Annotated in this window: 22 protein-coding genes; 12 read left to right on the top strand and 10 right to left on the bottom strand. The window is 44.5% G+C overall.

Annotation, left to right across the window (positions count from 1 at the left end):
• Positions 1–43 precede the first annotated feature (43 nt).
• Positions 44–1,711, top strand: a complete 1,668-nt coding sequence (locus G3570_RS10570) for a dipeptidyl-peptidase 3 family protein (protein ID WP_165142078.1) — start codon at positions 44–46, stop codon at positions 1,709–1,711.
• A 144-nt stretch (positions 1,712–1,855) separates the two neighbouring features.
• A complete protein-coding gene (locus tag G3570_RS10565; protein ID WP_165142076.1) occupies positions 1,856–2,233 on the top strand; it encodes an ankyrin repeat domain-containing protein in 378 nt (125 codons plus the stop codon).
• A gap of 175 nt (positions 2,234–2,408) precedes the next feature.
• On the opposite strand, the gene G3570_RS10560 is transcribed toward G3570_RS10565, so the two are convergent.
• The 5 genes from G3570_RS10560 to G3570_RS10540 form a co-directional block, all read right to left on the bottom strand.
• Entirely contained in the window at positions 2,409–3,134 is a 726-nt protein-coding gene (locus G3570_RS10560) for an SAM-dependent methyltransferase (RefSeq protein ID WP_165142074.1), read from the bottom strand.
• On the bottom strand, positions 3,127–3,618 hold the full coding sequence (locus tag G3570_RS10555; RefSeq protein ID WP_165142072.1) for a hypothetical protein: 492 nt from the start codon (positions 3,616–3,618) through the stop codon (positions 3,127–3,129). Before G3570_RS10555 ends, G3570_RS10560 begins: the two co-directional genes overlap by 8 nt.
• 17 nt (positions 3,619–3,635) lie before the next feature.
• A complete protein-coding gene (locus G3570_RS10550) occupies positions 3,636–3,800 on the bottom strand; it encodes a hypothetical protein (RefSeq protein WP_165142070.1) in 165 nt (54 codons plus the stop codon).
• Between the two features lie 90 nt (positions 3,801–3,890).
• Positions 3,891–5,099, bottom strand: coding sequence for a serine hydrolase (locus tag G3570_RS10545; RefSeq protein ID WP_165142068.1), 1,209 nt, complete (start codon positions 5,097–5,099; stop codon positions 3,891–3,893).
• Positions 5,100–5,237: 138 nt separating this feature from the next.
• Positions 5,238–6,494 (bottom strand): DUF819 family protein, encoded by a 1,257-nt coding sequence (locus G3570_RS10540; RefSeq protein ID WP_165142066.1) that lies wholly within the window; start codon positions 6,492–6,494, stop codon positions 5,238–5,240.
• A gap of 148 nt (positions 6,495–6,642) precedes the next feature.
• Here G3570_RS10540 and G3570_RS10535 point away from each other — a divergent pair, with 148 nt between their 5' ends.
• The 3 genes from G3570_RS10535 (at position 6,643) to G3570_RS10525 (ending at position 9,093) form a co-directional block, all read left to right on the top strand.
• A complete protein-coding gene (locus G3570_RS10535; protein WP_165142064.1) occupies positions 6,643–7,314 on the top strand; it encodes a dihydrodipicolinate reductase C-terminal domain-containing protein in 672 nt (223 codons plus the stop codon).
• Between the two features lie 100 nt (positions 7,315–7,414).
• Positions 7,415–8,299 (top strand): 4-hydroxy-tetrahydrodipicolinate synthase, encoded by an 885-nt coding sequence (dapA, locus tag G3570_RS10530; protein WP_165142062.1) that lies wholly within the window; start codon positions 7,415–7,417, stop codon positions 8,297–8,299.
• 38 nt (positions 8,300–8,337) lie between these two features.
• A complete protein-coding gene (locus G3570_RS10525; RefSeq protein ID WP_165142060.1) occupies positions 8,338–9,093 on the top strand; it encodes a 2,3,4,5-tetrahydropyridine-2,6-dicarboxylate N-succinyltransferase in 756 nt (251 codons plus the stop codon).
• A gap of 177 nt (positions 9,094–9,270) precedes the next feature.
• On the opposite strand, the gene thrC is transcribed toward G3570_RS10525, so the two are convergent.
• From thrC to G3570_RS10510, 3 genes are all read right to left on the bottom strand, one after another.
• Positions 9,271–10,992: a threonine synthase gene (gene thrC / locus G3570_RS10520; RefSeq protein WP_249066967.1), complete on the bottom strand. Its 1,722-nt coding sequence runs from the start codon at positions 10,990–10,992 to the stop codon at positions 9,271–9,273.
• A 156-nt stretch (positions 10,993–11,148) separates the two neighbouring features.
• Positions 11,149–11,400, bottom strand: a complete 252-nt coding sequence (locus tag G3570_RS10515) for a hypothetical protein (RefSeq protein WP_165142058.1) — start codon at positions 11,398–11,400, stop codon at positions 11,149–11,151.
• A 115-nt stretch (positions 11,401–11,515) separates the two neighbouring features.
• The gene (locus G3570_RS10510) at positions 11,516–12,424 is read right to left on the bottom strand and encodes a 3-methyladenine DNA glycosylase (protein ID WP_165142056.1); all 909 of its coding nucleotides are present in this window, start codon (positions 12,422–12,424) and stop codon (positions 11,516–11,518) included.
• A gap of 86 nt (positions 12,425–12,510) precedes the next feature.
• Between G3570_RS10510 and G3570_RS10505 the strand changes: the two genes are divergently transcribed.
• Together G3570_RS10505 and G3570_RS10500 are read left to right on the top strand one after the other, a co-directional pair.
• A complete protein-coding gene (locus tag G3570_RS10505) occupies positions 12,511–13,437 on the top strand; it encodes a UbiA family prenyltransferase (protein ID WP_165142054.1) in 927 nt (308 codons plus the stop codon).
• 63 nt (positions 13,438–13,500) lie between these two features.
• Entirely contained in the window at positions 13,501–14,118 is a 618-nt protein-coding gene (locus G3570_RS10500) for a thioredoxin family protein (RefSeq protein ID WP_165142052.1), read from the top strand.
• 136 nt (positions 14,119–14,254) lie between these two features.
• Here the strand turns inward: G3570_RS10500 and G3570_RS10495 are convergent, their stop codons facing one another.
• Entirely contained in the window at positions 14,255–17,365 is a 3,111-nt protein-coding gene (locus tag G3570_RS10495) for a T9SS type A sorting domain-containing protein (protein ID WP_165142050.1), read from the bottom strand.
• Between the two features lie 15 nt (positions 17,366–17,380).
• Entirely contained in the window at positions 17,381–17,719 is a 339-nt protein-coding gene (locus G3570_RS10490) for a hypothetical protein (protein ID WP_165142048.1), read from the bottom strand.
• Between the two features lie 258 nt (positions 17,720–17,977).
• Here G3570_RS10490 and G3570_RS10485 point away from each other — a divergent pair, with 258 nt between their 5' ends.
• From G3570_RS10485 to G3570_RS10465, 5 genes are all read left to right on the top strand, one after another.
• Positions 17,978–19,162: an aspartate aminotransferase family protein gene (locus G3570_RS10485; RefSeq protein WP_346267266.1), complete on the top strand. Its 1,185-nt coding sequence runs from the start codon at positions 17,978–17,980 to the stop codon at positions 19,160–19,162.
• A gap of 78 nt (positions 19,163–19,240) precedes the next feature.
• Positions 19,241–20,053: a hypothetical protein gene (locus tag G3570_RS10480; protein WP_165142046.1), complete on the top strand. Its 813-nt coding sequence runs from the start codon at positions 19,241–19,243 to the stop codon at positions 20,051–20,053.
• 382 nt (positions 20,054–20,435) lie between these two features.
• Positions 20,436–21,797, top strand: coding sequence for an NAD-dependent succinate-semialdehyde dehydrogenase (locus tag G3570_RS10475; RefSeq protein ID WP_165142044.1), 1,362 nt, complete (start codon positions 20,436–20,438; stop codon positions 21,795–21,797).
• 119 nt (positions 21,798–21,916) lie between these two features.
• Positions 21,917–22,723 carry a hypothetical protein gene (locus G3570_RS10470; protein ID WP_165142042.1) on the top strand — a complete coding sequence of 269 codons (807 nt, stop codon included), beginning with the start codon at positions 21,917–21,919 and terminating at the stop codon, positions 22,721–22,723.
• 440 nt (positions 22,724–23,163) lie between these two features.
• Complete coding sequence (locus G3570_RS10465) at positions 23,164–24,219, top strand: PA0069 family radical SAM protein (protein ID WP_165142040.1); 1,056 nt, start codon at positions 23,164–23,166, stop codon at positions 24,217–24,219.
• Positions 24,220–24,576: the final 357 nt, after the last annotated feature.

Below are 24,576 nucleotides of genomic sequence, written 5' to 3'. Positions count from 1 at the left end.
AGAAATGAATCTAAGGCGTTAATCTTCAACTAAAGGTATAATTATGGATCGCTTGAAATGTAATTCCCCTCTATTTTTTTCACTTCTGGTAATCGGTTTGGTACTTCAGAGCTGTACCGGTAATGCCGGGACAAATGAACAGTTGGATGAGGGTTCCGAAATGTCGATCGAAGACCGCCTCGATCAGTACACCTCTTTCACCCTTACTACTGATGTATCTAAGCTCTCAGAAAATGAGAGAAAGATGATCCCGCTGCTGATCGAAGCTGCGGAGGCTATGGACGAGGTTTTCTGGATGCAGGCCTATGGTGACAAGTCAGAACTTATGGATATGATTGATAGTCCCCAAGCGAGTCGTTATGCAGAAATTAATTTTGGCCCATGGGATCGACTCGAAGAGAATGAGCCCTTTGTGGAAGGGTTTGGTGCCAAACCTGCGGGTGCAAATTTCTACCCGGAAGATATCACCAAGGAGGAGTTTGAAGCTTGGGACTCGGAAGCAAAGGATGATCTCTACACGCTTGTCAGACGTGATGACGACGGCGAGCTGATTACGGTTCCTTACCATCAGGCTTTTGCTGAGCAGCATAAACTGGCTTCTGAGAAGCTGAAAGAGGCTGCAGAACTTGCTGAAGATCCCGGTCTGAAGGAGTATTTGAATCTTCGTGCCGAAGCCCTGCTTACCGATGACTACCAGGAGAGCGACCTGGCTTGGATGGATATGAAAGATAATGTGATTGATGTCGTCATCGGGCCCATCGAAACCTATGAGGATCAGCTATATGGTTATAAGGCGGCTCATGAAACCTTTATTCTTGTAAAAGACACCGAGTGGAGCGATCGCCTGTCGAAATATGCCACTGTTCTTCCCGAACTGCAGGAGGGGCTGCCAGTACCTGATGAGTACAAACAGGAGACACCCGGGCGTGATTCTGACCTGAATGCCTATGACGTGGTTTATGTATCGGGCGATGCCAATGCCGGATCAAAGACTATTGCCATTAACCTACCAAATGATGAGCAAGTTCAGCTTCAAAAAGGGACCCGGCGCCTGCAGCTCAAGAATGCTATGCGCGGGAAATATGATAAAATACTGGTCCCAATTTCAGAAACACTGATTGCGCAGGAGCAAAGAGAGCATATTACCTTTGATGCCTTTTTCGGAAATACCATGTTCCACGAAGTGGCGCACGGCCTGGGTATCAAGAATACCCTAGACGGTGAAGGTACGGTCCGCGAAGCGCTGAAAGAACACGCCTCTGCACTGGAAGAGGGCAAGGCCGATGTACTGGGTCTGTACATGGTTACCAGTCTTAGGGAAGATGGTATGGTGTCCGAGGGAAGTATTGAGGATAATTACGTGACCTTTATGGCCAGTATCTTTCGCTCCATACGTTTTGGTTCTGCAAGTGCTCATGGCAAAGCAAACCTGATCCGGTTTAACTTTTTCAAGGAGCAGGGAGCTTTCAGCTATAATGAAGATACCCAAACCTACAGTGTCAATTTTGATAAGATCGAAGAAGCTACTAATGCACTTTCCAGAAAGATTCTGATGCTGCAGGGCGACGGAGACTATGAGGGAGTTTCAGATTTTGTTGAGAAATATGGGCAGGTCGGCGAACAGCTGCAGGCTTCGCTCGATCGCGTAGACTCTGAAGGCATACCTACAGACATAACTTTTGAGCAGGGTTTGGAAGAGATCGGCTTGTAAAGTGTTACATCTCGGAGGCGGGATTACCGGCCTCCGGGTTAACATTTTTTATTAGAATACATTGCTTCTGTTTGACTCTATCATTGCAATGAGTTACAATAAAATAGTTCCCATCTAAATACAAAAAAACAGAGGTAAAAGCGTATGAATGATGAAACCTTTCTTGACGCCGCAGAGAGCGGAGACCTCGATACTATAGTTGGCATGGTTAATGACGGTATCGATGTAAATACCAGTGATGAACATGACCGTACAGCACTGATGAAAGCTGCAAAGCATGGCCACCTTGATATTGTACAATTTTTACTAGACAACGGGGCAGATGTAAACGCGAGAGATAATCGCGGGACGAGTGCCTTGTATTGGGCCACCAGCAACGGTCATCATGACATAGTTCAACTATTGATTAAACACCACAGCGATGTTGATGTGATGGACGATCGCGGTTGGTCTGCGAAGGATCAGGCCAGTTCTCATAATTACGACGATATTTTGCACTTGCTTGAGGAGGCAGGGGCTTAATAACATAGCAGTATTGTTACTGCAAAGCCTGTTCGATAACTCGAGCAGGCTTTTCTTATTTGTATTTGTTGGCCGCAGATTTGCCTGATTTTTTTGTGATCCCTTCTCTCTCATTCAGCTGCTCTGCTGCGGGATGAGAATAGTCATCAAATCCGTGTAAACCAGCGGATAAAACTTATAATTTCGATGCGTACAGCAGGAAAATGGTGGGTTCTTTATTAATGGACTCCCACTTTTCTTGCTTCCAGGCAGATACCGGTTTCGATATGATCGATTCATCAGGCAAGGTGAGATTGGTGGCTGTGCAAAAACGAGTCTCCGGGTGGCAAAGCTTAGTGACATCTTTAATAATCGCGTCATTGCGATGAGGAGCCTCCATAAATATTTGCGTGCGGTCTTTATCCCTTGACTCTTGTTCAAGTTGCTGAATCTGCTGCTGCCTGCCGGATTTTTCAATGGGCAGATAACCGTGAAAGGCAAAATTTTGTCCGTTGAAGCCCGATCCCATCAAAGCCAGCAAGATGGAAGATGGACCTACCAGGGGCTGCACGCTGATATGCTGGGCATGTGCCATCTTTATGAGTTCGGAGCCCGGGTCAGCCACGGCGGGACACCCAGCTTCTGAGATCAATCCCACATCACGTCCTTTTTTCAGGGGATCCATAAACGAGGCAATTTCGTGCGTAGGTGTCTTTTTATTCAATAGCAGGAATTCAATCTTATATTCCGGTATGGTGTCGCCGACCCACTGCAAATATTTAACGGCTGTCTGGATATTTTCAACAACCAGCACATCCAGACTTCTGATGATATTTAAAACATACTCGGGAATGGTGTTGTTTTCAGGCGTTTTACCGAGTGTATTGGGGATCAGGTAAAGTGTCCCTTTTGAATTACTCATCCGTATCTACTCTTTCAAATACAATTTCTGTTTCCCCTTGCTTCATTTTCCGGCTGACATAACGATTCACCCAATACCCGATGATACAGGTGATCAGGAAACCCACAGCCGCCATGGCGATATTGGTCATCACCAGGTTCTTCTGCGTTTCGTAAGTAGGCATCATGACAATATTATGGCGCGCCCCTTCCTGGTATCGAATTGGTATAATGCGTATCTCCTGAATCTGACCGGCCATCTCAACTGGGAGGGAAAGCTTTTGCTGCATTTCGCCAGCCCCTTCCGGACTAAAGCGTAAAATGACATATCCGTTGGTCTGGGCCGCAATCTGTTTGAGTTCAAACTCAACGACCTCAGCCGTATACGAGTCACCGTTTTCATAGGTATCGATGACACCGTAATAGACACTGATCTGGTGAAGTACCAAAAAAAGCAGAAATGCCGGTATCAGCCAGTAGAAATAGAGAAACTTGAATTTTGACATTTAGAAAAAATATCTGATTAATAAACCAACGCGTAATAGATAACGTAAAACCAGCTGAAGAGCCCGTGAATGATTGCCCAGATAATCGATTTGTTTACTGACCAGGAGATGGTTACAGCCAAAGCGGTTCCCAACGTGATCCCACCTTTTACATATTCAACGGTATTTCCTGAAGATGCCATGATGTCCCTCCAATTAGTTATTGAGAATTACTCAAATGAATTAAAACTACGAATTCATTCAGATTAATTGATTGATTTCCTAAAAAGAAGTTACTGATTTTTTCTGATTTCATTAACGGTTGCTTCTCTTAAAGCCGGATCCCAGATCAACCGCTGTTCAAAGTCCTGGTGAATCAGATTGCTGCTCATGTGAAACCAGAAAGCAAGTTGTAAGTCATCAAAAAATACAGCCTGGGCAAAAGGTTCATTGGAGTAGGTGGAAGCTCCAAAATCTATTCCATTAACAAGGCCGAGCCGGCTATCGTAGTAGGCACCGTATGAGCTGAAATCACTTTGCAATCGGCTGCTTTTCAGGGGCCATGACATAATTTCTTTGATACGCCTTGAGACTTCAACCGAAATCAGTTCTTCCTGCTGAATGTTCTTCATCAGGGTTGCCATTTCCAGTGCTGTTGTTTTAGGAAAAAAGTCCAGTAAGTCGCGTTGCATAGAAAAGGGGACACCCAATCCTTCATCCTGACGGAACTGTGTAAATACTTCTTCTCTGTATGTTTCATTTTCGGCAAGTTTCCCGGCAGTGGCAATGGCGAGGCTGTCAAAGGTTTTCCTATCCATAGCGCTCAGACTGTCCATTCTCTGCGGTGCTTCCATATCATAGAGACCGGGCTTCATAGTGGCGTACATTCCACTAAAAGGTAGGGGAGATTCCGTTTCTTCAATATTCAACCGGTTCATAAGAGAATCCAGCTGCTCCTTTCCAAACCTGAAAAAAAGATAGTCTGAGGCAGCCAAATCATTATACTCCACAGAAACTTGAACCAAGTCAGCCAATGCTACGGTATTTTGCTCCGATATCTTTTCACGCTCTTCAAGCTGGTCAACAGCGGTGCTGTGGTTGGATGCATCCATATACGGCAGCTGGAAGTAATCCACTTCTGAGAGTGCTATCTGCTCGTTAGGGTCAAGCTCACCGGCTTCAACCTGTCGTGCAAATTCAATTACCGTAAAAATGTTGGAAAGAATGCCCATGGTACGAGGAGCGTGTTCATTGTATAATATGGAAGAATCCGGGTTCTCAATGGCAATGGAAACTATCGACACGCGTTCGGGCTGCTGGCCAATATATTCCGTCAAACCCTTCAGTGATTGTGTCTTGGCCACCCATTCCTGTCCCTCCTGTATATCTTCAGAGTTTTCCATTAGGGTAAAAAGGGCGTTCATATTAAATCCAAACACGATGAAGAAGATGAACAGGAAGGCGGCTAGAAAAACGCCAAGAAATTTTAAGATACGGAGCATATGCTTTGTTTTGCTTCAGGGAATAGCGAAGGAAAATATAAACATCCTGAAGCAGGGATTCATTCTCCGCAGAAACATTTATTTCGTTCTGTTTTCTATCATTTTGGAGCCTGTGTACGCTGAAAGCCACCCGAAAACTTAGCTTACAAAGCGCATGATCTCCGAGCAGATGATGGCTGCGTAGGTTCCAAGCGCATAACCGAGAACAGCAAGTAAGACGCCCACCGGTGCCAGTGCTGGGTGAAATGCCGAGGCGACAATAGGTGCGGATGCTGCGCCCCCGATATTCGCCTGACTGCCGACCGCAATAAAAAAGAACGGGGCGTTGATTATTTTTGCCACTACAAAGAGGATGAAAACATGGATGAGTATCCAGAGGATACCAATCATGAAAAAGCCGGGACTTTCAAAAATAGCCAGAACGTCCATTTTCATCCCGATTGTTGCCACCAGGATATAGAGAAACAGGCTTCCTATTTTTGAAGCACCTGCACCCTCCAATTTACGGGCACGAGTAAAAGAGAGTCCCAAACCGCCGGTAGTAGCGATTACAATGATCCAGAAAAACGGGGATCCCAAGCTGAGATCTCTAAGAGCAGGAAAATTATCATTGATCCAAGGCGTTACGGTGTCCGCTCCTACATGTGCAATGGCTGTGATTCCAAAGGCCACAGCACAGATAGTAGTGATATCAGCTAGGGAGGCAATCCGGGATATACTTGCTTTGTAGCTTTCAATCTTTTTACGAAGCTCTGTTATAGGACTGGCATCGGCCTTAAACCAGTTATCAATACGATCCGATATTCCGGCTCCGTACAGGAGAAAGCCAAGCCAGATATTGGCAACTATGATGTCTACGGTAATCATTGCTGAAAAGAGTTCATCACTGGGATCGTAGATCTCATACATAGCTGTTTGATTTGCACCACCGCCAATCCAGCTACCCGCTACGGTAGAAAGTCCCCGCCAGATCTCTTCGGGACCGGCTCCGCCGACAACACCGGGTGCGATATAGGAGAACACTATCAGTGCAAGAGGACCACCGATCACGATACCGAGTGTACCCGCCAGGAACATGATGATCGCTTTGGGTCCTAAGCCTAGAATTCCTTTGAAATCAATGCTTAGTGTAAGTAGAACAAGACTGGCTGGCAACAGGTAGCGTGATGCCACAAAATAGAGCTGGGATTCTTCACCTGAAATAATGCCCATCGAGTTGAAAATAGAGGGTATAAAATAACAGAGCAGTAGTGATGGAATAAAAGTGTAGAATTTTTGCCAAAAGGGATTGTCACTGTTGGATGTAATAAAGATTGCTGCAAGGATCAAAAGCAGAATACCTAAAACGACAGCATCGTTGGTGAAGAGCGGTGCGGCAAAAATTATTGATTCCATATAAATAGGTTAAGTGATTTTGGGAAGTGGGAATCTAACTTATAGTTAGGCAATAGTGCAAATACACATCAGGGTTTAATAGCATGAAAATCGATGGCAAAAAGCTTATACTTATGCTCATTGAATTGAAAGCAAAGCCTTGAGTATAATGAATGTTGCGGTAATCGGAACCGGTAAAACAGGGGGTGAGGTAGTTGACCTTGTTGAGCCTGAAAATCTTGTCGGACCCTTCAATACGAATAACAAACCTACATCTGAGAAATTACGTCAGGCCGATGTCATCATCATTTTTGTTCCCGGGGCTGCGGTTGATGATATTTTTGAGGCAGTACTTGAATCAGGAATACCGGCAGTTTGGGGAAGTACGGGTCATGAGTGGCCCGAGAACCTTGATAAAAGGCTGAAGGAGAAGGGTATCAAGTGGTTGAAAGCTTCCAATTTCAGTTTGGGAATGAATATCGTAAGAAGGTGCATCTCTGTCATTTCAAAAGGCTCTGAGCTGTTGCCGGAGCCCGAGTTTCATATCCACGAAATACACCACACCGGGAAAGTAGATGCCCCAAGCGGGACAGCGATCTCTTGGAAAGAGTGGCTGGGCAAAGACGCCGAGATTACCTCCGAAAGAAAAGGGGATATCAAAGGCATTCACGAACTGGAGATGAAAACGAACTCAGAATCCATTTTTCTGAAACATCGGGCTCATAATCGTGCTGTTTTTGCCAAGGGAGCTCTTTGGTCAGCCAGACAACTGCTTAAGGATTCCATGCAGCCGGGTATGCATGATATTGAATCGGTATTTGATGAATTGGTCGGAGTCTAAATCCGGGACCGCTTAGATTATTGACATAACTCCAACCTGTTAAATGGTTACTTGCATTCTCGTGTTAATTAGTTTCAGCACTTAAATCAAAAAAAGTATTATGAATGTAGAAGATATTTCTCTCTGGACTGCACTCGTAACTCCTATGAAAGAAAATGGTGATCTGGATCTCGATGATCTTGCATCCCTTATTCACAAACAGGATGAAGCCGGCAACGGTATACTTATACTCGGTTCAACAGGGGAAGGATTGGCACTTGGCCTCGATGACAAGAAAATGGTTGTGGAAACGGCATCAAGCCTCAATATTGAAGTTCCTGTTATGGTTGGCGTCGGCGGGTTTAATCTTCGCGAGCAGCTGGAGTGGATCGAATACTGCCAGGAATATGAAATTGAGGCTTTCCTGTTGGTAACACCCCTTTATGCCAAACCAAATGTGAAAGGCCAGACAGCCTGGTTTAAGGCCCTGATGGATGCTGCAGATAAGCCTTGTATGATCTATAATGTTCCTTCGAGAACTGGAGTTAAGCTTGATCCCAGGGTATTAAAAGAGCTCCGGGATCATCCGAATTTGTTTGCCTTAAAAGAAGCAAGTGGCAGCATTGCCGATTTCCAGGAATTTCGCAAAGCAGCACCCGATCTGAAAGTCCTGAGTGGAGATGACGGATTGACGCCATTTTTTGCCATGGCGGGATGCAAGGGACTGGTATCTGTAGCTTCAAACGTATGGCCGAAGGCAACCCATGCCTACGTGAATGAGTGCCTGGCCGGGCACGGGCCACAACTATTACCTCTGTGGCAGGAGTGCACGGATACCCTTTTTTCAGTATCCAATCCGATTCCAAGCAAGATATTATTAAAGGAAAAAGGCTGGATTAAAACATCCACCTTGCGACCGCCGCTGACGGATGATGAGGTGACAGATACCAAAAAATTACTGGATGCGGACAAGCGCATTGGTGAGTGGTTGGATCAGCAAAACTAAATCGAAATTGTATAATTGTTAAACACAAATAGATAGAAATGAGTCAGGAAAATTGGGAAGAAATACTTGAAAAACTGGAAAAAGGTGAGATCAGATCGGCAAGGCCAAAAGGTGATGGTTGGGAGGCCAATACCGAGGTAAAGGAAGCAATCTTGGCCTCATTTAAGGCCGGTAATAACACAGAGTACTCCGGTATCTATAACGGTTTTGTTGATAAGCATAATCTACCCCCAAGGAAGTTCACTGCTGAGGAGAATGTGAGATTGGTACCCGGCGGTTCATCCGTTCGCAGAGGAGCTTATGTAGCGCCCGGTGTGATTATCATGCCACCTGCATATATCAATGTGGGTGCCTATGTGGATGAAGGAACTATGGTCGACAGCCATGCGCTGGTTGGTTCCTGTGCGCAGGTAGGGAAGAACGTACACCTCTCGGCAGGTGTACAGCTGGGCGGTGTGCTTGAACCGGTAGGATTAGCTCCGGTCGTTATTGAAGATGATTGCTTTATCGGTGCGGGCTCGGTAATTGTGGAAGGCATTTTGGTCAAAAAGCGAGCGGTCATCGCGCCGGGAGTCACGCTTTCCAAATCCATCCCTGTTTATGATTGCGTGAATGAGAAAAGACTGGAAAAGGGTGCAGCCATACCGGAAGGAGCAGTGGTCATTCCCGGCACTCGTCCTATGAGTGGGAAGTGGGCCAAAGAAAACGGACTCAGCATGGCCTGTCCGCTGATCGTAAAATATCGCGATGAGCAGAGTGATGCTTCCCTGGAACTGGAGGAGGCGCTCAGGTAAGGGGGTGCTTTTTACGGATTTGAGAGGAGTATGAGGAATAGTTTCATTTCATAGAGAAGGAACTGGAATACAGGAGTCAGAATACAGAATTCAGAATTTTCTTAAAGAAGATTTAAATTGAATACTCAGATACCTTATTCTGACTCCTAACTCCTGACTCCTGACTCCTGTCTTCTGCTAAGCCACTTCCGACTTCATTGCAATCGCCAGACCCTTAACAAAGGCCTGAACGGCAGCTTCAATCGTGTCGGGTGAGGCCCCTTTGGAAACCCATTCCTGTTCACCGTGAGTGAGCGTAAGGGTGACGACAACCAGAGAGTCAGTATCAGGACTTAGTATCTCAACCTCATGGTTACTGACCTCTAGGGGAAACAGGTTGTCCGTTTCTGATTTGATGGCTGTGAGAATCGCATCTATCGGGCCGACACCTTTCGCTTTGGTAATCACTTCTTCATTCTTGATATTCAACTTAACGGCTGCCTGAACGAGCCCGTGTTTGCGCATCGTCAGTTTGTAATCAAGTACTTCGGCCGGGTACTCTAGATCCAGTTCCTCATTGAATACAAGCGATTGCAGAACTTCGATTTCGTTGTTACTGAGAGTCTTACCCTTCTTTTGAATGTTTGATACATAGTTGTTGTATAGCCGCTCGTGGTCTTCGTCCATTTTCAGGTTGGCCATGAAGGTATCCCGTGACTTCCCCCAGGAATTCTTCTGCATATCGATATAACCCGAGTTGATATAGTTGATGACCTTTTCAAGCTTCGGCGAAAGGACAGGAGAGGAGAGGGAGTGCTTGGCAACCACTTTAGTATCCTTAAGTCCAGATCCGGTCAGTACAAAAAGGCACTTTTTGCCTTTAAAGGTATTACTGTTGTTCTTGAAAGCTGCAAGGGGCAATGCACAGGCCGGTTCGGTAAAATGTCCCTCCTCGATGGCCATTTCCTTGAGTGACTGCAATATTTCATCCTCGGTCACGGTATAAGCCTGTCCGTCTGTCTCCTCAATTCCCAGAAGTACCTTGTAAAAGTCCACCGGGTCGGAGGCCGCGACAGATTGAGCCATAGTGTTGACCTGGTTTTTAATGATTTTCTTTTTCTTGAAAATGCCCTCCACAACCGGGGAGCTCTGCTCAGGTTGAATGGCAATGAGTTGGGGTATCCGATCAATTCTTCCTGACTTTTTCAATTCATCAAATCCTTTTGCGATAGCTCCAAAATTGGTGCCGCAGCCAACCGGTATGAAGATATAGTCAAAATCGTCACCGCCCTGCTCAATCAGTTCATAACTGAAAGATTTCTGACCTTCCTCCCGGAATACATAATCTCCGGCCAGGTAGTAGTTGCCTGATTTGGCGAACTTACGGCAAAGTGCTTCACATGTGCTGAAATCCCCTTTGATGCGGATGATATTGGCATCATAGATGGTCGCCTGTGCAATTTTGGCATCTGTGGTTTTCTCTGGCACAAATACAAAGCAAGGAATCTTAAAATAACAGGCATAAGCCGCAACAGAAGCCGCCATATTTCCGGTTGAAGCCAGGCAGATGGCATCTGCCTTCAGTTCCAGTGCTTTCTGTACTTCGATATAACTGCCACGATCTTTAAAGCAACCGGTGGGATGTTCAAACTCCAGTTTGGCATAAAGGTCAGCTTCATATTGTTTTGAAAGCCGGTCCAGCTTTTTAAGAGCTGAAGGATGGGTTTTAAGTGGATCTTCCACAATATCCTTAATGGGATACTGTATATCGTCTGATACCTCATCATAAAATACTCTCAGTACACTATCACACTGGGTACAATATGTAGTAGTCTCCTTCTCATCATTGATGTGGTCGTTTTCCAGACAGCGCAGTTCGTAGTCGCAATAGGTACTCTTCATGGTATCAGTTTTAATCATTTTTTTGAATCTTTAAAAAATACGAATAGCTCCCTTGATCGTAAAGTATATGGATCTTTATCTCCTGCAAATAATGTAAAAAGTTAACTTGGCCGTGCAGATGGATGACCTTACTGATTTTATAATTCTTTTCTCAGTCGGCCTAAAATAAGCACTCTATTTTTTGAGAGGTACCAGTGAAATCTCATCAAAATCCATATCCAGCTCGTTGAAAACCGGTTCGGCTACTTCCTGAATTTCTTCGTTAGTCAGGTCATCGAGTCCCTCAATTTCAATGTACAGGGCATTTTGGTGTCCGATCACGGAATAGCGGGCCTTATCGGCATTAAAACATTTACGCAGGGTATCGACCAGAATTTCAAGATCCTGTTCGTAAGCCTCATAATCATCTTCTGAAAAATCGGTCATGGCAGCTATTATCTTCCATTTTGTGTGCGTGATTTAGCATGGCAAAGAATACGCATTACCTGCAAGGCAATCAATCTCAGTGTACCTCTTTGGTAGAGCAGCTATTCTTTAGTAACTACTCATCAAAGTAGTGAACCAAAGTACGGTACTCTTTTATCAAATGATCCCTGATGGGTTTCGACCGTTCGTAGATCGCTTTCTGAGCTTCCAAGTACGCCATCCGCCCTGACTCCGTCTCAATCCGGATAGGTTCAAGACCATAGGCCTCTAGATCATAGGGACTTGCCTTCATGTCTACGGTTCTTGCTTCCACTGCCAAATCGAAAGCTTCCAAAATTACCTCACTGGAAATCCAGGGGAATCCTTTGAATGCCCATTTGTAAAGATCCATATTGGTATGAATACAGCCGGCCTGCTCGGTGTTACTGAAGGAGTCGCGTGAAAGCTCAAATTTATTGAGCGGCTTGGCGGGTTTTGCAAAAAAACGAAACGCATCAAAATGGGTACAAACCAGGGGCCTGGATTCTACAAAGGATGCAAGTTTTTCTTTATCCATTCGAAGAGGAATATCCCTGTGGCGTATCTGATCCTTATCTTTCTTATATACCATGGCCCACTCATGCATCCCAAAACAGCCGAAAGAAGGTTTTCTCCGGCCGGAATTTTCCAGCAGCTCCAGTATCCAGCGTATGGATCTCTTTCTGTTTTCAGGAAAGTATTCGGGATTCAGGTAAGCCCCCTTCATTCCCATTGATAGCTCGCTCAATTCAGGATAAGAATCCTTCTCATTTCCTCTCAACAAAACGCCGAATCCCGGTGACCACCTTCTTAGGTGTGAGGGTCGGAAGGCATAGTATTCAAACAGAAAATCCAATACAGGATCTTTACGATGTTGTTGCCTTAGCTCCAGGTAGTCATCGATTCGATTTGATACAGCTTCTTTATGTGCCCGGATCCGCTGTCTCCAGTCACTTCTCTTAATTTCAGAATGTACGGGCTCTGTTTTTGTGTCAGTGGAAATCATAAGTCACAAAATATACGATTCTTTCACTGGATTGATAAAATCCATTTCACTAAGCTTAGCATTGAACAATCATTGAACTGACCGGCTTGAAAGGAAATAGTTCGAACACATCAACAGGGAAGGAGATCTGGAATTTTATTCTTCATCTGCGGTGGCATTACCAGGTTTTTATTTTGTCGGGCGGATTTCTACTGGGCGGTTTTTTAAGTCCTTCTCTGAATTGGAACTCCTACTTGCTTCAATTCGTCAATGTACATTTGCTACTTTTCGGGGGTGCAACAGCTTATAATTCCTACTGGGATAAAGATGAAGGTCCCATAGGCGGCCTGAAAAATCCACCCCCAATGACTCGCTGGATGTGGATGATGTCAATCCTTATGCAGGCAGTGGGATTGCTGGTTGCGATACCGGCAGGCAACGCCTTTATGGGTATCTATATTCTCAGCATGATCTTTTTTTGGCTTTATTCCTCCCCACTTACTCGTTGGAAGGGGGATCCCATCAAAAGCCTTGTTGCCATAGGTGTAAGCACCGGTACAAACTCTTTTCTGATGGGCTATCTGTCAGCGGGAATGAATGAGATAGATCTTTCTATCATATTTGCGGCAGTGGGAGTGGCACTGGTTATTTTAAGTCTATATCCTTTGTCGCAACTTTACCAGATGGATGAAGACAGAAAGCGTGGTGACCGTACTTTTGCCATCAGATACGGTTTCTCCGGGGTATTCAACTTTTTTGTTATTTCATTTTCCTCCGGAATCCTGCTCATATCAATGGCCCTGTTCGTTGACCATGTCGCATTGGGCATCGGATTTTTGCTGGTGGGTTTTGGTATCGGTTATTGGGTGCAAAATAAGATCTTACAGCTCACTGCTGAACAGGAAGATTACGAGCTGGTCATGCGCATCAAATTTGCGACATCACTCTTATTCGTTGCTTTCATCTTACTCATTTTAGTGTTAAAACATACAAATCTTGGAATAGTTACGGGTTTGGATGTGTTACTGATATAAGAAAAACGGCTGAACCCCATTCAGCTTATTTATGAACTAAAAGAACAGCAACAAACTAAGCACATGGATACGACTACAGAAAAGCTTATTAACCAGGAACTTATAGCAGATTCTTTTACCTATCGTCAGTACAGGCAGCTTATTGACAAGCGGCTAGAAAGAGGACGAACTACCAGTGATAAAGATTCAGAAGAAATATTAGAATATACCCGAATGAATGTTCGGCGGATGAACAGGCTTGATGATCAAGTCACGTTGAACACTTCCTTACAAGAGAAATTAGAAAATTTAGATGATAGCTGGATCTGGCTGGTTATTACCGAAGGTTGGTGTGGTGATGCCGCTCAAAATATTCCCGCAATTAACAAGATGGCAGAAGTTGCTTCCAATATTGAGCTGCGGTTTATCCTTCGCGATGAAAATCCGGAAATTATGGATCAGTATTTAACCAACGGCAGCCGATCTATTCCTAAACTGATCTGCCTGGATGCAGAAAGCCTTGAGCAGATCGGTACCTGGGGACCAAGACCTTCATCCATTCAGGAAAAAGCGATGGAATGGAAAGATGATCCTGAAATCTCCATGGAAGAATGGGCGGAGAAACTGCATAAGTATTATGCCGACGACAAAACTGAAGAACTTCAGCAGGAATTTGAAGAGCTGATTGAAGAGTGGTCTTAGTTTAGCCGCTGATTTGCGCTGATAATTTTATGATTTTTGATCTTCCTTCGCTTCGCGTCGGAGTGTCTGCTGAAATCGTGGAAAAGCCCCTGTTCTCCTTCCGCTGCTCTGCTGCGGAAGGAGGTAGGCTGCAAATTTACTTAACCAGTGTCATCTTTCGGGTCTCAACAAAGGTCCCTCCGTTTCCGTTTGTTGGTGTAGCCACCACCCGATAGATATACACACCGCTGGCAAGATTTGATAGATCTATACTGGTATTAAACGTACCGGCAATAAACTCATCCTCAAAGATCGGCTCCAGCACTTTTTGACCCAGTACATCATAGATAGCCAGCGTCACCCTGCTATTCTGAGCAAGGTTTATAGGTATTGTTGTGGTAGGATTAAAAGGATTTGGGAAGTTTTGCTGCAATGCAAATTCCGTGGGAGGCAGTACGCTAAAGGTACCGGGTGCGGGATCAGGGCTTTGATTTTCTACATTCACACTGATACTTGCAGAATTGGAAACCGCACATTCATCCGGGAGAATGCCTCGGGGCACTTCTACTTCGATGGAATTGGCACTTGCTGAAACCACGGTCCCGGAAACCGGCTCAATGGTTGCGTTTCTGCAAACACCGCTCTGTTGAATATCCGACGCCCTGAATTGAACAATATTCTGCGTAGGTGTGGAGCTGAATTCAAAATTGTTTGCGGTCAGGGTGATGGTTTCACCGGTTCTGGCTTCCGTCGGGGAGATGGCAATGAAAGGGAAACTTGTTGATCCCTGGAAACTACCCAGATACATACCTCGTCCGTGCGTTCCAGCTGCTACATCACCATTTGAGCGTGAAGCTATTTCTTCCGTAACAGCGAACCCGAGTTCATTTAGCCCTTCCTGACCCCAACTGGTACTGGTTCCGTTTAATTGCTGGGTGGAATAGATTCCGGTACTGGTCCCCACTACATAAACCGTACCTCCTTCTGCGGGAATCATTGTGGCAGAGCGTATCGACTGAAGACTTAAATTACCTTCAATATTTTCCCAGCTGCTGCCGCCATTGGTCGTGTGCCATATACTGGGCACATTGTAATTTGAAAGAATGACGACTGCTTCATTTCCGTTTACCGGATTTATTGCAATATCATTGACATAAGCACCCTGGAGACTGGTATTTGTAGGTAAATCAATGTCAGTCGGGCTGGTAGAACTGTTTGCATTATCCAGTCTTCGTATGGCAGGTTGGCTATTGTTATTATACCCGGCGTAGTACAAAACATTTGCCGGTGCGGTAGATACCTCAAGCGCGGTGATCGTATGTCCGGATGGAACATTGATGGAGGTGATTTCCTGCCACCCTACCGAAGTACCGCTAGAATTGCCATTATTGATATTGCCCAGCGTGGTATTTCGCCACATGTGATTGCCTTCCGGGTAGTACATGATGTTATCATCATTGGGATCTACCGCATAGGGGTGAATGAAAAGTTGATCTACGGCTTGAGAGGGATACACATAATCCAGGTTTGATAACCCGGTGTTCCAGCGGATAATGCGGCCTCGTTGCGAAGAGACGAAAAGATAATCATCCGAAAAGAAGGAATACCCGCCGTCACCCGAACTGATATCAAAGGTTGAATCCGGGGAGCTCGAGGTGTTGGTAAAAAGGGTGGTACCGTTATCTTGCGTTCCTCCCATGAACCGGCTGTTTGCGGAAGTAGGGGGGATGGCTGCTGAATAGTACTGTGTAACGATATATCCTTCATTCAGATCGCTCCATACTACCTCGTTTGCAGTGACATTATCCGTGGCATAAACGCCCCCGTCATTACCGTTCAGAATTCTATCGGGATTGCTTGGGTCGTAAACTACTACGTGCTGATCAACATGATGGTTTTCGGTTTGGCTGATATTATTGACTTGTGCGTATCCTCCAATCCAGAATTCATCTTTCTCAGTTTCACTGGTACCTGTAGGACCTGTTGCAAATCCATCGGTCGATCGAAATAGGTTGGTGCCGCCAACAAGGACAAAGTCAGGGTTGTCGGGCTTCACGGATACCATCATGTTATATCCCCCTTGGGTATTCATACCGCCTACAGGTTCTCCGAAGTCAGGTAAATTGGAAGAACGATTTTCAAAAGTGCCGGCATTTAAATCAATTTTGTAAAAGCTTACGCCCTGGTTACTGTCGTCATTGAGTTTGTTGGTGAAGACATAAAGTATATCCGGGTTGGATGGCGCGAAAGTGAGCACACTTCTCCCGTATTCCGTAGGAAAACTGGAGGGAGTTATTTCAGTCCAATTATTTCCATCGTCGTTTGAAATAAAGATACCCGGATCATTGGTTACTGGGTTTGCGCTCAGGTCAGAGCTTGAGAGTACGGCGGCAACTCGACCGTCAGAAGCTACAGCTACATCGGCGTATTCATGAAACCCAAGACCCCCGAGTACCAGGTCGGAGTAATCATCGCCGTCAGGTGAACGTGTGATGCCAAATCCATTGCTTGAAATAAATACCGTACTGGTAACCGGACTCACAGCTACACGGGAAATGAAATCAAATTTGCTGTTAAAATTGTTGTCAGAATCTTCAGTACTGGCGATGTTGGTCCAGGTCTCTCCGTTATCAGTTGACCTATAAACACCGGAACCGAAATAGAGGGCGCCGGTTGCACTCTGGCTGCTCCATCGTTGGTATTCTCCGGAGGCATAGTACCAGGTATCGGGACTATTCGGATCCTGAGCCAGCGAAGAGACACCCAGGTTTTGGACATCCTGGTTTTTCATCGTCCAGCTGTTACCCCCATCTGTGGATTTCCAGATACCGCCTGATACCCCACCGGCAATGACTATATTCGGATCACGCTGGTCGATTCCCAAAGCGCGTGTACGGCCGCCGGTTGCCGGGGGGCCCGCCAGACTCCATTGAAATTCAGGAGCCAATTTTTGAGAAGGACTCTTTGATTTAATCTGTTCATTGACCTGAGATGCGGTTGGAAGGGTCCTTGCATATTGCAATTCACGGACCCTGATATCTCGCGGAATACTATTGGTTGCAGGATCTCTCAGTTTCTTGAAAAAATATTCATAGCGATTGGCACTCATCTCAGCTTTTTCAAGCTCATCTTCCGGGTTATCTCCCAGATTTTGATCAATCTGCTGTTGAGTGACGGATGATGATTCATCCAGAAATAGAAAGAGGGCGGTTGCAAGCAGGGCAACACCGCAAATAATGGTGATAAATTTTGTAGCGCCTTTTTTCATATGTCCGTACTTTACTTAGTTGGAATCTTTTTCAAGTGTTACCAGAGTCCATCGAGAGGAGTTCCCGCTGTCGCCGGGTAATTGTCGATAACTTATAACGGCAGAAACAATTTTCCCAATTTTGAATTGATTTTGATCCGCAACTCCCATATTCACCAGCAAGGTGTCAGCGGTACCTACCGGAGGTGTGGAAGACCCATAACCGAGAACACGATTTACTTTTATTTTGAAAAAGGAAGAATTCTGATTGTTCGTCTGATTTCCGACTTCAACAATTTCACCTCGCACTCTGGCCTCTCCTGGTGGTAATCCGGGAGGTGGCGGAGACGGTTTGGGAATAGTATCTGATGACATTTTTACTGTATCTTGAGCGGATACTAAATTTTTTTCCTGCTGAGAACTCTTTTTATTGGCACCGCATCCGGATATCAATAACAGAGAGAAGATCAAAGTAAAGAACCGGATTAGGTACATAAAATTAGGTAATGATATAGAATTACGTCCGATTAACGGCAATAAACAAACAATTAGTTCAATATAATTGTTTAGAAAGTTTAAACAATTAGGCGATACTGTCAATAACCTGCAATTAACTACCTGAAAATTCTAGTTGTGGAGCAAAGAGAACAGTTTTACAATCATATTGCCCTGACCAGTGATGAACCGATGGGGCTGGAAATTGAATCTGCCGAAGGTCCATTTATTTATACAAAAGATGGCAAGCGCTATGTGGATTTTATATCCGGCATAGCGGTCAGCAGTTTGGGTCATCGTCACCCGGCGGTTACCAAGGCTGTTAAAAAACAGGTCGACCGGCATCTGCACGTAATGGTGTACGGAGAGTTTATTCAGGATCCGCAATCTAATTATGCTCATTTATTGACCTCTCAGCTTCCTGAGAATCTCGATCGGGTGTATTTTGTCAACAGCGGCACCGAAGCTAATGAAGGAGCGCTGAAATTGGCCAAAAAGTTTACCGGACGCCACAAATTTGTAGCATTTCGAAATGGCTACCACGGGGATACACAGGGTTCGCTGAGCGTGACGGGCAGAGATGTTTACCGCGATCCGTACTTACCTCTCTTGCCGGATGTTCATTTTCTGGAATTCAATAGCAATGAGGAACTGGACACTATAGATGAAAAGACGGCAGCGGTGATCATGGAGCCGATTCAAGGAGAAGGGGGAATTATACCTGCTGATAAAAAATGGCTCAGGGAAATACGGGAGAGATGCAACAATGCAGGTACATTACTTATTTTTGATGAAATTCAGACCGGTTTTTACCGTACAGGATCTCTATTTGCCTTCCAAGACTATGATGTGGTTCCGGATATCTTATGCCTGGCAAAAGCCATGGCAGGCGGGATGCCGTTGGGTGCGTTTGTATCATCAAGTGAGATATTCGATGTTTTCAGGCACGATCCGCCATTGAATCATGTAACTACATTTGGGGGACACCCGGTATCTTGTGCTGCGGCACATGCCACGCTTTCTGAACTGCTTAAAGGTAACTATGCTTCACGGGCAGGGAGGATAGAGACTACTGTAAGGAAAGTGCTGCAGGCAGAAGGTATTGTCGAAATCAGAGGTAAAGGAGCCATGTTAGGTATGGAATTGGAAAATAAGGACATGACCCGGAAAGTTGTTTCGGACTGCCTGGAAAAAGGAATTATTCTTGGGTGGACACTTCATTCTGATACATTGGTTCGGTTAGCTCCGCCGCTGATCATTGAAACAAAATTGCTAAAAGATACTCTTGAAGATATTCTGGATAGTGTGAAGAAATTTTCATGAAATCGGCAAACGTACTGAACATTTTTGTTGTTGCTCAGTAAAATTGTACAAGAATCTACAAATCAAAAGACGGAAATTATGTTAAGTACAGTACAAAAGTTTACTCTTTTAATTGTAATAGGGGCGGTTCTGGTTACCTCCTGCAATGATGATCCGGCCTCTCTTAGCAATGAGCAGCCGCCTGAAATACCGCCCGTTGAGTCCATGTCAATGGACTTCTCCAATTTTGATGGCTACCAGCAAAATAAGGAAGCTCTCAGCAAAGAAGTTAATACCAACTTTGCGGAAGCCGCTATCAGGGCTTTTGTGATCAAATCGGTAGTTGATTTGAATCTTGCTATTCCCAAAGCGCTGTTGGCCGCTGCATCGGAGAGTGAAGCAGAATTCAATGAAGAGGGAGAGTGGGTATGGAACTACACCAAAAATGCCGGTAATCAAACCTACGAAGTTAGGCTTGTAGCCTCGCAGCAAAACGAAAATGAGATCAACTGGCAGTTTTTTGTTACCAATTCGGCATTGAATATCTCTGACAAATTATTTTTTGAAGGTACCACCACGGCCGGAGGCACACAGGGAACGTGGACTTATTATAGTCTCATGAGCAGTTCAGAGGAAGCAGTCTCAGTGACCAACTGGTCGGTATCTGAAGAAGGCAATGTCGATTTAAGACTTGAAGTGGTTTCCGATCGCTATAACAACGAGGGTGATTTTATAGAGTATTCTTTCGACGGAACGGTTAAAAATGTCGTTTTTTACAATGCTAATGAAGACAGCACTACCGAACTTCAATGGAATATTGAGACCAATGTCGGTTACATTATAGCGCCCAATTACAACAATGGTGAAAAAGCCTGCTGGAATGAAAACTTTGAGAATGTGACCTGCGGATAGACCATGTAATACCGATTAATTTAAATAGGCATATCGAAGCCCGCATAATTGCGGGCTTCTTTTTTTTGGTAATAATTACAAAATACAGGCATCTGTCAGCATATCAGACGTCCCGTAGGGACTTAAATGTATTATTTCATTCAAGATCCACCGATAAATCGGTGGGTTGAAATCAAATCACATTCCAACCCCATCGGGGCGGCTGAGATTCTATTACATATGTGTACTTAAATCCCTCCCTAAAGCGTGCAAGGATGTTTTTCATTTAAACCGTAAAAATGAATTACATCAACAGTTGCTTTTGTCTGTAAGTAATATTTGGAATTGGCTTACTGAATTTTAGGTTTGAATTACAAAGGGAAATGCAAATGGTGATTCTATTATGAAAACAATCAATCCAACCACAGGTAAAGTACTCAAAGAATATAAACTGATGGATGATTCGGAACTTGATTCCATCATCAATAACGCCGCAAAAGCTCAAGACGATTGGAAAGATCTCTATTTCGAGGAAAGAGCAACATACCTAAATAACATTGCTGACATCTTAAAAGATCGGAAGCGGAGGCTGGCCGAACTGATGGCCCGGGAGATGGGAAAACCGTTGCCCCAAGGGGTATCGGAGGCAGAAAAATGTGCATGGGTTTGCGAGTATTATGCGGAAAATGCGGCTCAATTTCTGGAGAATGAACAGATCGAAACTGATGCCTCTCAAAGTTACGTGAGCTATAATCCCTTGGGGACTGTATTGGCCATCATGCCTTGGAATTTCCCTTTCTGGCAACTTTTCCGATTTGCGGCACCGGCTCTGATGGCCGGCAACGCAGCCTTGCTTAAACATGCTCCAAACGTAACCGGCTGTGCTCTGGAAATCGAGAAGATCATTCATAAAGCCGGAATCCCTGAAAACCTGTTTAGAACCGTGCTTGCGGATATCGATCAAACCCAGGCTATGATTACGCATTCGGCAATTGATGCAGTTACCTTAACCGGAAGTACAAGAGCCGGAAAGGCTGTCGCCGGACAGGCGGGAAACGTGTTGAAAAAAACGGTTTTGGAACTGGGTGGCAGTGATCCCTATATCATATTGAAAGATGCTAATCTGGAGATGGCAGCTGAAAGCTGTGTAACCTCCAGGCTCATTAACAGTGGTCAAAGTTGTATTGCTGCTAAAAGATTTATTGCAGTACAAGAAGTGTATGATGACTTTTTGGAATTGGTATTATCAAAAATGAAAGAAAAAAGAATCGGAGACCCATTTGAGGAAGATACGGATATAGGTCCGATGGCACGCTTTGATCTGCGAGATCAGTTGCATGAGCAGGTTGAAGAAAGCCGAAAAAAGGGTGCCGATTGCCTGCTTGGAGGGGAAATTCCCGATGATGATGGAGCATTCTATCCGGCAACAGTACTGGCAAACATTAAGAAAGGCATGCCGGCCTACGAAGAGGAGTTATTCGGTCCGGTAGCCTCGGTATTCAAGGCAAAGAGTGAGGAAGAAGCTATAGCCATTGCCAATGATAACAGCTATGGTTTGGGTGCTGCTGTCTTCTCTGAAGATGTTACACGGGCTGAACGTTTGGCCTCGACATCCCTGGAAGCGGGCTGCTGCTTTGTAAATGATTTCGTGAAATCAGATCCGCGCCTTCCCTTTGGCGGAATCAAAAAGTCAGGTTATGGCAGGGAGCTCTCCCATCATGGCATCAAGGAGTTCGTAAATATCAAAACAGTATATATTTCATAAATTTTGTAAGGAATGGACTCCCGGGCGGTCTTACTTAAAATGCCTGTTAGTCGAATGGGCTGATATTGCGATTTCTTACGCATATAGAGTAAGACCACATCAATTAAAACCGAGGGACCATGTATAGAAAACTAATCTTTACCGTTCTAGCTATAGCTACAGCAACCTTAGTATTGACCGCGTGCGGAGACAACAGCACCGGAGCAACAGAAGAGGAGGCTCCGGCATTACCCAACCTGGAGTATTCTCAACCTGACGTCAGTTATTTTGAAAATACCACCGTTAAGACAAAATCCGCTTCACAGAATTTCTTAATGGCAAAAAGTATGGTTTTGAGTTACGGTAGCATAAGCAGTATTGGAATGTTATACGGAAGTATTCTTGAATCAGCTCCGCAAGGAGAGGGCTCATTTAATAATGGTACATGGGAATGGACTTACAGCTACAATTATCAGGGTGCCAGCTCAGAAATGCGTGTTACCGCTCAGGATAATGGGAATGCTATTTCCTGGGCTGTTTACTGGTCTTATAGTGATACCGAAGTGACTATTGAAGATTATAAATTAATGGAAGGGACCACTCAGAATGACGGACTGACCGGTAATTGGACCTTCAATTCATTTGAAGCAGAATCCAATACACCGGTACCTTTTTTAACTTCAAACTGGGTTACTGATGGTGAAGGTGAGAGTGAGATAACGATAGAAATCCTGGATAACAGTTCCGGAAATATCACTATCTCTTATGACAAGGTTAGTACTGATTTCCTGATGATTGTAACCGGAGAAGGAACAGGGGGCAATGACATGGAAATAGGCTGGAACACCGATACCAACCTTGGCTACATACAACAGGGCACTGATACACCATTATGCTGGGACAGTTCCAACAATACGGTAGTTGATATTAGTTGTTCCAATACCTGATAGTTTAACACAAAAGGTTCTGTAGTCCCGCAATTGAGTTACTTTTAATTGCGGGACTATTTATTTCTAATATTTTATCCCTGGATATCCTTAATAGTTTTAAACCCGTCTTTAATTTTATTGAAAATAACTCTAAGCCCCTCTGCGCCTGTATACTGAAGTGCTTCTACTCACTGGTGAGCTTCTCTGCGTAACTCTGTGAAATAACAAAAGCACTTGTTAGAAGAAAAGCTGCAAAACAGATTGAAAAAGATTGTCTAATAAAATCCCACCTGACAATATGTTGACACTCAAACGGTTATTTTTAAGTTACTGAGTGAGTTCAAGCTTAAGCAGTTGTCATGCGGATTATATAAAATTAGATTCGCTCAATACGTGTAATCTAAATAGCGAAGAAATTGCGCATGTAATTATTTACAAGAAATGTACTAGTATAAGACATGCCAAAACAAAACCCCATAAGAGGAAGAGGCTCATCGGATAATCCCGCAAATCGATTTAGCGGTGAGTATGTTGATTATGATCTGGATGAGGAAACCGGGCAAAAACCGTCTCCTGATACCGAGTTGTTCAAGGACCATACACAGACGATACTCTCTAAAAACCAAAGTCCCGATATCCCGTTTACCTACGGCTTAAATCCTTATCGGGGATGCGAACACGGATGTATTTACTGCTATGCACGTCCCACTCATGAATTCCTGGATTTTTCAGCAGGCAAGGATTTTGAGTCCAAGATTGTGGTAAAATATGATGCCGCAAAAAAACTGAGAAAACGCTTCCAATCAAAAAGCTGGGAACCTCAAACTATACTTATGAGCGGAGTGACCGATCCCTACCAGCCGGTGGAAAGAAAACTACGTATTACCAGGGCCTGCCTGATGGTATTTGAGGAATTTAGAAATCCTGTGAGTGTCATAACCAAAAACTATCTGGTTACTAGGGATATCGATCTGCTCAAAAAGTTGGCAGAGCATCAGGCAGTTCATGTAACGTTATCTATCACTTCACTGGACAGAGAATTGGCTCGGGTTATGGAACCGAGAACCTCCCAACCGGGAAGAAGGCTTCAGGCTATTGAAGAGTTAAGTAAAGCAGGAATACCGGTAGGGGTTAATGTAGCCCCTATCATTCCCGGACTGACCGACCACGAGTGTGTAAACATTCTGGAAGCTTCCAGGGAAGCAGGTGCAGAATATGCAGGTTATACTATCATTCGCTTGCCATATGGGGTGAAGGATCTGTTTTCCGACTGGCTGGAGCACCATTTTCCTGAACGGAAAGATAAGGTTCTCAACAGGATTAGAAGTATCCGGGAAGGTGACTTAAATAATTCTGAATTTGGGAAAAGATTCCATGGGGAGGGTGTATTTGCTGATCAAATCAGAAGTTTATTTAGAATCCATACAGAAAGATTGGGCTTCAACCGCGCACGGATAAACCTTAATACCGAAGGTTTCCGGCCCGGTAAAGGATCGCAACTAAACCTTTTCTGACTATTTATAAGCGTTTACAGAAATAATTTGTACAAATAATTGTAAAATAAATTATCCTTTCGAATCCATGTTATCCCTTTGAGCCCCGGGCCCTCTGCTGTTGGTCACAATAGTTCCTCGGTCGTCCTGCATATATCCTTCTGATCCCATCAGGCTAACATTTTGTCCAATCCCGCGTAAATTTGGTAACACTAAAAACCGGAATTTTGTAGCATGGGGACAAGCAGCTAAGCGAAAAGGATTGTACATTGAGACAGTCCGGCAGTTTATACAGCACATAATTTTACGCTTATACACTCATGTTTCAGAGTCAGTTTTATCGGGGTTTGGTGATCAAATCACTTGTCATTATCGGGT

It is taken from the genome of Halalkalibaculum roseum (assembly GCF_011059145.1).
Classification (GTDB): Bacteria; Bacteroidota; Rhodothermia; order Balneolales; family Balneolaceae; genus Halalkalibaculum; species Halalkalibaculum roseum.
Note: the sequence above shows the minus strand (reverse complement) of the source record. Positions and strands in the feature narration are given on the sequence as shown.